We start from the raw sequence: 9,123 nt of genomic DNA, 5'->3' as shown, positions 1-9,123 counted from the left end.
CTCCCTCAAACCCGAAAGATCATCGCGTCCAACAGCCACGGCCCTCGCAACTCCCACAGATCGCGGGTGTTGCGAGGACCGTTAGAACCCAAGCTTGTGCGTGGGGCCCTCGTGCGCCGGGCTCTTGTGCGCGGGGCCCGTCATGTCGTGCGGCCCCCCTCCAGCACACGCCGGATGGCGTCCAGTTCGCCGGCCAGTTCGGCGGGCGGCGGGAAGGCGGCGTCCCGTTCCAGCAGCACCCCGGGCGGTGCCACCCGCGCGCAGAGCTCGGCCAGCACCTCCAGCACCGGCTCGGTGACGGGGTGGGCGTGGGTGTCGTGCCAGATGCCGTCGATCATCGTGCCGCCCGCCACATGGACGTAGGCCAGCGCCTCCAGCGGCAGTCGGTCCAGCTCGGCGGCCGGGTCCAGGCCCAGGTTGACCCGGTTGGTGTGCAGGTTGGCGACGTCGATCAGCAGCCGGACGCCGGTGCGCTCGACCAGCTCGGCGAGGAACTGGCCCTCGGTCAGCTCGTCGTCCGGCCAGGCCAGCTGGGCGGCGATGTTCTCCAGCGCCAGCGGCACCGGGAGCAGGTCCTGTGCGATCCGGACGTTCTCGGCGACGACCCGCAGGGCGTCGCGCGAGCGGGGCACCGGCAGCAGGTGCCCGGCCTCCAGGCCGCCGGCCCGGACGAACGCCAGGTGTTCGGTGACCAGCGGGGAGTCCAGCGCCTCGGCCGCCTCGGCGAGCCGGGCGAGCCGGGCCGGATCGGGCCGGTCGGCGCCGCCGAGGCCGAGCGCGACGCCGTGCGGCACGACGGTGACGCCGCGGGCCCGCAGGACGGTCAGCGACTCGGGCAGGTGGTCGGCGCAGATGTTCTCCGCGACCACCTCGACCCAGTCCAGGCCGGGTTGCCGTTCCACCACGGTGTCGATCTCACTGCGCCAGCCGAGGCCGATGCCGAGCCGGTTCGCCGGGGTGGCCGCCGCGGGCCGGTTCACTGCGGGGGAGGTCATCGGTGCGCGCCCCCTTCGGAGGGCTGGGTGGGGTGGCCGTCGGGTGGTGCGGGCGTCGTCGCCAGGACCGCCGGGCCGCGCTGCTGAGGATGTCCCCGGGTGGGGTGGCTGCCAAGCCTCGCCCGGTCATCTCAGAGCATTATTTGAGCTTGAGGGCCCGGTGGTGAGGGACTTTAGTCCCGTCCGCCGTGCCGAGCTGCTGGTGGGGGGCCGAAATTCGGAGGCGGCCCGGCCGGGCGGGCGGTTAGCGTGGCGCGTCTATGACGACACTGACGATTCGTGACTTCCGTCCGGCCGACGCCGGGGCCGCCGCCGCCGCGCACACCGCGGGCCGTGAGCACCTCCTGCTCACCCCCGAGGTGTTCGTGTGGCTGAACACCCGCCAGGCCGGGGGCGAGCACTCCCGTACCTTCGTCGCCGAGCTGGACGGCGAGGTGGTCGGGTCGATCCGCTGCGGTGTGGTCACCGGGACGACGACCAAGGGCGTCGGGTACGCCAACGGCAGTGTGCTGCCCGCGTACCGGGGCCGCGGCGCCTTCACCGCGCTGCTGGCGGCGGCCGAGCGGCACCTCGTCGAGCACGGTGTGGTGGAGCTGCACAGCTGGGTGGACGACCGGCCGGAGTCGCTGGCCTTCGCCGCCCACCGGGGCTTCACGGAGGGGCGGCCGGCCCACTTCGCGGGCCGCGACCTGACGCTCCCGCTGCCGGCGGCCACGGCGCTGCCGCCGGGTGTCGGGCTCCGGCCGGCCACCGACTGGGTGGACGATCCGTACCCGGTCTTCCTCATCGAGGCGGACGCGATCCGCGACGAGCCCGGCGAGGTCGAGATGGACGCCGCCGACTACGAGGACTGGCTGCGCGGCGCATGGGCCCGGCCCGACCTCGACCGGGAGCTGACCGTGGTGGCGGTGGTGAACGGCGAGCCGGCCGCGTTCACCGCGGTGCAGACGGACGGCGCGCACCGGTACTGGTCGGCGTTCACGGCCTGCCGCCGGGAGTTCCGGGGGCGGGGCCTGAGCAAGCTGGCCAAGGCGGAGTCGCTGCGCCGGGCCCGGGCAGCGGGCTACCGCTGGGCGTACACCAGCAACGACGCGACCAATGCGCCGATGCTCGCGATCAATGCGTGGCTGGGATACGAACGCTGCGCGAGCGAGCGGAAGTTCACCAAGCGGCTGGACGGCTGAGGCCCCGCCGCCGCGGTCCGGGGGCGTACTCACCACGGGATTTCCGGATTTCTGCACCGAGCACCCGGACCCTGCCCGCGCTGTGAGGGCCCGGCCGGTCCGTCGTCGCGCCGTCCGTTCCCGTTTCGTGGTCCGTCCCGCTGGGTGAGACGATTGGTACCGACCAAGGGTGTGCGAATCGGGACAGGTCGGGAGAGTCTGGGGCGCGGCCTGTCGGTGAACGTACAGGAATTTTCCCGCCCCTGACACATCATGGGCATAATCGCGCACATGACGATCAACCGTGCGAACGTGAGCGCGATTGCCGAGGACCTGTATGTGTGGCTCCCCCCGAAGCGGGGCTGGGGCCTGGCCAACTGCGGACTGCTGGTCTCGCCGAAGACCGCACTGTGGATCGACACACCGTACGACCCCTCGATGGCCGCGGAGTTCCTCGCAGAGAGCCGCCGCCGGCTGCCCGACGGGGTCACGGTGGACCGGGTGATCGTCACGCACGCCAACGGCGACCACCTCTGGGGCGCCGGGGTGCTCCCGGACGCCGAGGTGATCTCCACCCGCGAGGCGCTGGAGCACATCCACTACGAGCCGACCCCGAAGCAGCAGCACGCGCTGGTGACGGGCAGCGACCCGGCCTCGCCGCTGGGCGGCTACCTCCGCGAGCACTTCGGGCAGTTCGACTGGTCCGGCACCGAGCCGGTGCGCCCGGACACGGTGTTCCACGGTGAGCTGGAGCTGCGCGTGGGGGAGTACCCGGTGCAGGTGACCGGGCTGCCGGCCGCGCACACCGGCGGCGACCTGATCGTTCACCTGCCGCGGCAGCGCGCGGTGTTCACCGGTGATGTGATCTTCGGATCGACGCCGCAGCAGCCCGGCGACCACCCCGTGCACTGGGCCGGCCCGCTGCAGAACGTGATCGAGGCCTGCGAGCGGATCCTGGCCACCGGCGCCGAGGTCGTCGTCCCCGGCCACGGCCCGGTGCTCGACCGCTCCGGCGTCCAGGCGCACATCGGGTACCTGGAGTACGTCCGGGACCGCGCGCACGCCCTGCACGCCGCCGGGATACCCGCGCTGGACGCCGCCCGGCGGGTCATCGCCGAGCAGCGTTACCCCGAACTCGGCCTGCCCGAGCGGCTGGTGCTCACCGTCGCCGCCGAGTACCGCCACCTGGACGGCTCCGAGGTGCCGAGCGTCCTGGAGGCCATGAGTCAGGTTGCCCTGGTGGCCAGGGAGTTGGACGAGGATACTGGTCGGGTGCCGCGGCTCCGGGCGGGGCGGAGCACCGGCTCGCCCGCCTGACCGGACGGATCGAACAGACCGGACGGACCGCAGCGCCGGCGCCGCCGTCGGCCCGTCCGGACCGTGCACGCACCCCCTTTCCAGCCCTTCCAGCGAGGACTTCCGAGGACTTCGATGACGCAGATCGCGCTGCTCGCCCTGGTGGTGGCCGCCGCCGTGCTGGCGGGTGTCCTGGCCCGCGGCCGCTCCCGGGCCCTCACCCGGGCCGCGGCCGCCGAGACCGGACTGGCGCACAGCGAGGAGCGCACCCGCGTCGCCGAGGGCCGGCTGGCCCGGGCCGAGCAGCAGCAGCGCGAGGCGCAGGACGCCGCCCGGCACGCGGCCGAGGAGACCCGCCGCGCCGAGGGCCGTTACCGGGCCGCCGAGGAGCGCACCCGCGAGGCGGACGAGCGGACCAGGGAGGCCGCCGAGCGCGCCCTGGCCGCCGAGGGGCGGACCGGTCAGGCGGAACGGCTCATCCACCAGGCGGAGGAGCGGGCGGCCGCCGCCGAGGGCCGGACCGCCGAGGCCGAGCAGCGGCTGACCGACGCGGACGAGCGGACCAGGGAGCTGCTGGCCGAGATCGGCCACCTCGCCAAGGAGCGGGTGGCGGCCACCGCGCTGCGGCTCAGCCACCCCAACGCGCCGGTGGCCGGACCGCTGGACCGGCAGGGCATCGGCCCGGAGGCGGTCCAGGCCCTGCAGGCCGTGCTGGACGCGGCCGCGGCCGCCATCACCGACGAACGCGAGCGGGTCGACGCCGCCGCCCGGGCCGCGATGCGCGGCGCCACCTCCAAGATCCAGACGCTGCTGTACCAGATCCAGAGCCTGGTCCAGCAGCTCCAGCACGACAACGACGACCCCCGGCTGCTGGAGGTCGACTTCCGCAACGAGGTCGCCCTGCGCCGGATCCAGACCATCGCGGTGCTCTGCGAGGCCTGGCCCGGCCTGGCCCGGACCGACTCGCCGCTCGCCGAGGTGGTCGTCGGCGCGCTCTCCCGGGTGCCCGGCTACGCCCGCATCAAGGTGGCCAACCACCTGCGGGAGAGCCGGCTGGCCGTGGTCGCCCGGGCCGCCGAGCCGCTGGCCATCACCGTCGCCGAACTGCTCGCCAACGCCACCGCGTACTCGCACCCGGAGACCGACGTCCCGGTCACCGTCCAGCAGGGCGGCCGCGGGGCACTGGTGATCATCGACGACAGCGGCATCGGCATGGAGGAGGACCAGCTGCGCCGGGCCCGCAGGCTGCTGACCGGCCCGCCCGAGGTGCTGCTCACCGAGCTGGGCAACCCGCCGAAGACCGGCTTCGCCGTGGTCGGCAAGCTCGCCCGCCAGTACGGCTTCTCCTGTCACATCGAGCCCTCGCCGTACGGCGGCATGCGGACGATCGTGCGGATCCCGGCGGCGCTGCTGACGGTGGTGGACGACGAGCAGCCGCTCTCGGTGCTCACCCCGCTGCCGCTGCGGGCCGGCGCGGGCCCGGCTCCGGCGCCCACCGTGCAGGCCGTGCCGACCCCGCGCGAGCTGTCCGACGGGCGCGACGGGCGCACCGTCCGCGACCCGGACCGGCCCGAACCGCCGGTCGGGCACACCGTGCCGACCATGCACGTCGTGCCGTCCGGGCCCGACGCGCCACCCGTGCAGGCCGTGCCGTCCGGCGACGGCAGCGGGCTGCCCAGCCGCCGCCGGCGCCAGCCGCTGCCGTCCGACGACCGGGTGCCCGTCCCGCGCGCCGCCGACCCCACCGCCGAACGCAGTCCCGCCGGAACGCCCGCCGCCCCGCCCGCCCGCACCCCCGAGCAGGCCGCCGCCCGCTGGCAGGCCCTGCAGCAGGGCACCGGGACCGGCCGGGCCGCCGTGGCGGAAGCCGCGGACCGGGCCGACCGGTCCGACGGCACGGCCGACACCGCAGGTACCGGCCACAGCCCCGCCCAGACCCCCGAAGGAGCCGAGCAGTGAGCACGAGCCCTACCGCCACCGACGAGATCTCGTGGGTGCTGACCCCGCTGCTGGAGCTGCCGGGAGTCCTGCACGCGGTCATCGCGACCGGTGACGGCCTCGTCGAAGGCGCCTCGGACGGCCTCGACCGGGCCTCCGCCGAGCGGGTCGCCGCGATGACGGCCACCGTGCACGCCGCCGCCCGCGCGTTCACCAGCGCCTTCACCGACACCGACCAGCCCCGGCTGGCCCAGACCGTGGTCGAGTCCGAACTGGGCTTCGCCATCGTCGTCCCGGCCGGGGAGAACACCTCGCTCGCGGTGTTCACCTCGCCGGAGGCCCAACTCGGCAACGTGGCCTACCAGATGCAGGTGCAGGTCGCCGCCCTGGGCCGTGCGATGGCGAGTCCGGCACGGCAACAGGAGAGCACCGCCCGGTCATGACCGCCGTACCCCGCAGGCGGATGGTGCCCGCCTACCTGGCCACCGGCGGCCGCAGCAGGCCCGGCGGCGCCGGCTTCGAGCGGCTCACCGTCCTGTACGCCGCGGGCGCCGAGCCGCCGCCGGAGCTGGAACACGAACACCGGCGGCTCTGGGAGCTGCTGCGCCCGGGCGCGCTGACCGTCGTGGAGGCCGCCGCGCACCTGCGGCTCCCGGTCAGCGCCACCGTCTTCCTCGCGGCGGATCTGGTCGACGCGGGCTGTTTACGGGCCCGCAGCCCGATCCCCCGCGCACAGCAGACCGACCGCTCCATCGTTGAGAGGCTCCTCGTTGGACTCCGCACTCTCCGGTAGCCCGACCGGCCGCCCGAGCCGGGTGGGCTACCTGCCCGACCGGGACCAGACGCTGATGAAACTGGTGGTCGCCGGCCCGTTCGGGGTCGGCAAGACCACGCTCATCCGCACCCTGTCGGAGATCGCCACGCTGCACACCGAGGAGGCGATGACCGAAACCGGCGCGCCGGTGGACGACGCGGCGGGCCTGCCCGAGAAGACCACCACCACGGTGGCGGTCGACTTCGGCCGGCTCACCCTGCCCGGCCAGCTGGTGCTCTACATGTTCGGCACGCCCGGCCAGCGGCGGTTCTTCCCGCTCTGGCAGGACATCGCGCGCGGCGCTCTCGGCGCCCTGGTGCTCGCGGACACCCGCCGGCTGGCCGACTCCTTCGAGATCATGGACATGGTCGAGGAACAGGGCCTGCCCTACGCGGTGGCCGTCAACTGCTTCCCCGACGCGCCCGTGCACTCGATCGAGGTGCTCCGGACCCATCTGGACCTGCATCCGGACACCCCGCTGGTGCTCTGCGACGCCCGCGAGCGCCGTGCCAGCCTGGACGCGCTGATCGCGCTGGCCGAACACGTCCTGGACGTCCTGCCCGCCGCACCCGCCGCCGCCCTGGAGCAGCCGTGACCGCCGACACCAGCCCGCCGAGGCCCGAGACCCGGCCGATCCCGATCTACGGCCCGGTCTTCGCGGCCGACCCGCAGCTCGTCTACGAGCAGCTGCGCCGCTACGGCGCGGTCGCCCCGGTGGAGATCGCGCCGGGCGTCGAGGCCCTGCTGGTCACCGACTACCAGGCCGCGCTGGACCTGCTGCGCGACACCGACACCTTCTCCAAGGACTCCCGGGCCTGGCAGCAGACCGTCCCGGCGGCCTCACCACTGCTGCCGATGCTCGGCTACCGGCCGACCGCCCTGTTCAGCGACGGCGAGGTGCACGCCCGCTACCGGCAGGTGATCACCGACGGGCTGGCGCTGATCGAACCGCACCTGCTCCAGCGCCGGGTCGCCGAGGTCGCCCACCAGCTGATCGACCGCTTCGAGGCGGCCGGCTCCGCCGACCTGATCGCCGAGTACGCGCGGCAGCTGCCGGTGTTCGTCTTCAACACCTGGTTCGGTGTGCCCGAAGAGCACAGCGCCCGGCTGGTCGCCGGCATCTCCGGCATGATCGAGTCCACCGAGAAGGCCGGCGCGGCCTACGCGGACCTCGTCTCGGTGGTGACCGGCATGGTCGCCGAGCGCCGCGAGCACGCCCGTCACGACCTGACCTCCTGGTTCCTCAACCACCCGGCCGGGCTGGACAACGACGAGGTGATCCGGCAGATCACCCTGACCATGATCGCCGGGCACCAGCCGACCACCAACCTGATCGGCAACGCGCTGCTGCGGCTGCTCACCGACGCCCGCTACGCCGGATCGCTGTTCGGCGGTGCGATGACGGCCTACCAGGCGATCGACGAGGTGCTCTGGCACGAGCCGCCGCTGGCGAACTTCTCCGCCCACTACCCCCGGTACGACATCACCTTCCACGGCCGGGAGATCGCCGCCGGCTCGCTGCTCCTGGTCTCCTACGCGGCCGCCAACTCGCGGGCCGCGCCGGACACCGACGGGGGCGAGCTGCGCAGCGGCGAGAGCGCCCACCTGGCCTGGGCGGCCGGGCCGCACGCCTGTCCGGCCCGTGACCCCGCCCTGCTGATCGCGATCACCGCGATCGAGCAGCTCACCAGCCGGCTGAGCGACCTCGCGCTGAGCACCCCGGCCGACGACCTGTTCTGGCGCCCGGGCCCGTTCCACCGCGCCCTGGTCCACCTGCCGGTCCGGTTCAGCCCGGTCGGCGGGTAGGCCCGGGAGCGGCGCGCCTCCGGATTCGTTCGGGGGCGCGCTGTTTTGTGTTGCGCCAGGGGGGGTGTTCGCGCGCCGTCTGTTCGGGTGATCCGGAGAGGGGACTATCTGGTTCCGGCGCTGGTGTCCGTCCGCCGCGTCTACGGTGATCCTTGCGGCCAACGGTGGTGTCACGCCGACCTGTTGGCGCAATTAATCTGATGAGCCGTGCCAAAAGATGCTCCCCGGCGGTGCTGGAACACCCCGGGGCTCGGCACCAGGAGATGAGAGCTCCCTATGCAGATCCATCGTATCCCGAAGCATGCGCCCGGGTACACGATCCTCGACAACGGCCACGTCGTCCGGAAGCACTCGCTCAGCTGGGCGGCCCGTGGGCTGCTGAGTTACCTTCTCAGCCTTCCCGACGGGGCCCGGGAGGACGTGCGGACCCTGGCGGCGAAGAGTGTCGAGGGCCGAACGACCGTAAGCCGTGCGCTCCGTGAGCTGGAGCAGGCCGGCCACTACATCCGGCGGACCGAGCGGGACCCGCTGACGGGACAGGTGCGGACCACGGTGTCCGTCCACGAGGTCCCGGTCACGGGCAAGGCGGTGCACACGGTGCCGCCGCTTCCCGTGTCTCCGGCCGCCGGTCTCCCCGGAGCCGGAACGGCGGCGGCCGGGAAGACGGGAAACCCCTCCGGGAGGGTAAGGAATCTGATTCGGAGGGAAGTTGAAGGACCTTCCGTCCTTCCGTCCCGGCCGGTCGGCCCGGACGCGGAGCTGTCCGTCGGGACCCTGAAAAGTCTGAAGGTGCCGAGCCCGCCGCGTCCGACGGAGGGCATGGAGCTGCTGCTCGAACTGGGCCGCTGTGAACCGCGCATGGCGCTCGCGGGCAAGCCGCTGGCGGATCAGGCCGCCCGGGTGGAGGGGCTGCTCGCGGGCGGCTGGAGCCGGGACGCGCTGACGGGCATCCTGTCCGCCCCGCTCCCGGAGAAGATCACCCGAAGTGTCGGCGCCGTCCTGGCGGCCCGGCTGTTGAAGGTGCCCCCGTTCCCATCCGCCCACCGGCCGGCACCGTCCGAGGCTGCTCCGGCGCCTCGCCAGGCGTCTCCCGAGTGCCAGGGCGACGACG

Annotated in this window: 7 protein-coding genes and 3 pseudogenes; 9 read left to right on the top strand and 1 reads right to left on the bottom strand. The window is 73.7% G+C overall.

The window, feature by feature from the left end:
• Positions 1–155: 155 nt before the first annotated feature.
• Positions 156–995 (bottom strand): annotated as a pseudogene (locus tag ACIQIB_RS38945) (DUF692 domain-containing protein); the annotation flags it as partial.
• Between the two features lie 260 nt (positions 996–1,255).
• On the opposite strand from ACIQIB_RS38945, the gene ACIQIB_RS38940 reads away from it, so the two are divergent.
• The 9 genes and pseudogenes from ACIQIB_RS38940 to ACIQIB_RS38900 form a co-directional block, all read left to right on the top strand.
• Complete coding sequence (locus ACIQIB_RS38940) at positions 1,256–2,179, top strand: GNAT family N-acetyltransferase (RefSeq protein ID WP_400764128.1); 924 nt, start codon at positions 1,256–1,258, stop codon at positions 2,177–2,179.
• Positions 2,180–2,449: 270 nt separating this feature from the next.
• Positions 2,450–3,475 carry an MBL fold metallo-hydrolase gene (locus ACIQIB_RS38935; protein WP_363613475.1) on the top strand — a complete coding sequence of 342 codons (1,026 nt, stop codon included), beginning with the start codon at positions 2,450–2,452 and terminating at the stop codon, positions 3,473–3,475.
• 114 nt (positions 3,476–3,589) lie between these two features.
• Positions 3,590–5,413, top strand: a complete 1,824-nt coding sequence (locus tag ACIQIB_RS38930) for an ATP-binding protein (protein WP_363613477.1) — start codon at positions 3,590–3,592, stop codon at positions 5,411–5,413.
• Complete coding sequence (locus ACIQIB_RS38925; RefSeq protein WP_363613479.1) at positions 5,410–5,835, top strand: roadblock/LC7 domain-containing protein; 426 nt, start codon at positions 5,410–5,412, stop codon at positions 5,833–5,835. Before ACIQIB_RS38930 ends, ACIQIB_RS38925 begins: the two co-directional genes overlap by 4 nt.
• Complete coding sequence (locus ACIQIB_RS38920) at positions 5,832–6,185, top strand: DUF742 domain-containing protein (protein WP_400655978.1); 354 nt, start codon at positions 5,832–5,834, stop codon at positions 6,183–6,185. The genes ACIQIB_RS38925 and ACIQIB_RS38920 overlap by 4 nt, the downstream gene beginning before the upstream one ends.
• Entirely contained in the window at positions 6,163–6,801 is a 639-nt protein-coding gene (locus ACIQIB_RS38915; protein ID WP_400655981.1) for a GTP-binding protein, read from the top strand. Before ACIQIB_RS38920 ends, ACIQIB_RS38915 begins: the two co-directional genes overlap by 23 nt.
• Positions 6,798–8,012 carry a cytochrome P450 gene (locus ACIQIB_RS38910; protein WP_363613483.1) on the top strand — a complete coding sequence of 405 codons (1,215 nt, stop codon included), beginning with the start codon at positions 6,798–6,800 and terminating at the stop codon, positions 8,010–8,012. The genes ACIQIB_RS38915 and ACIQIB_RS38910 overlap by 4 nt, the downstream gene beginning before the upstream one ends.
• A gap of 276 nt (positions 8,013–8,288) precedes the next feature.
• Positions 8,289–8,501, top strand: a pseudogene (locus ACIQIB_RS38905) (helix-turn-helix domain-containing protein); the annotation flags it as partial.
• Positions 8,502–8,801: 300 nt separating this feature from the next.
• A pseudogene (locus ACIQIB_RS38900) lies at positions 8,802–9,123 on the top strand (hypothetical protein); the annotation flags it as partial.

Origin of the sequence: Kitasatospora sp. NPDC092286 (assembly GCF_044755565.1) — a bacterium.
Taxonomy (GTDB): Bacteria; Actinomycetota; Actinomycetes; order Streptomycetales; family Streptomycetaceae; genus Kitasatospora.
Note: the sequence above shows the minus strand (reverse complement) of the source record. Positions and strands in the feature narration are given on the sequence as shown.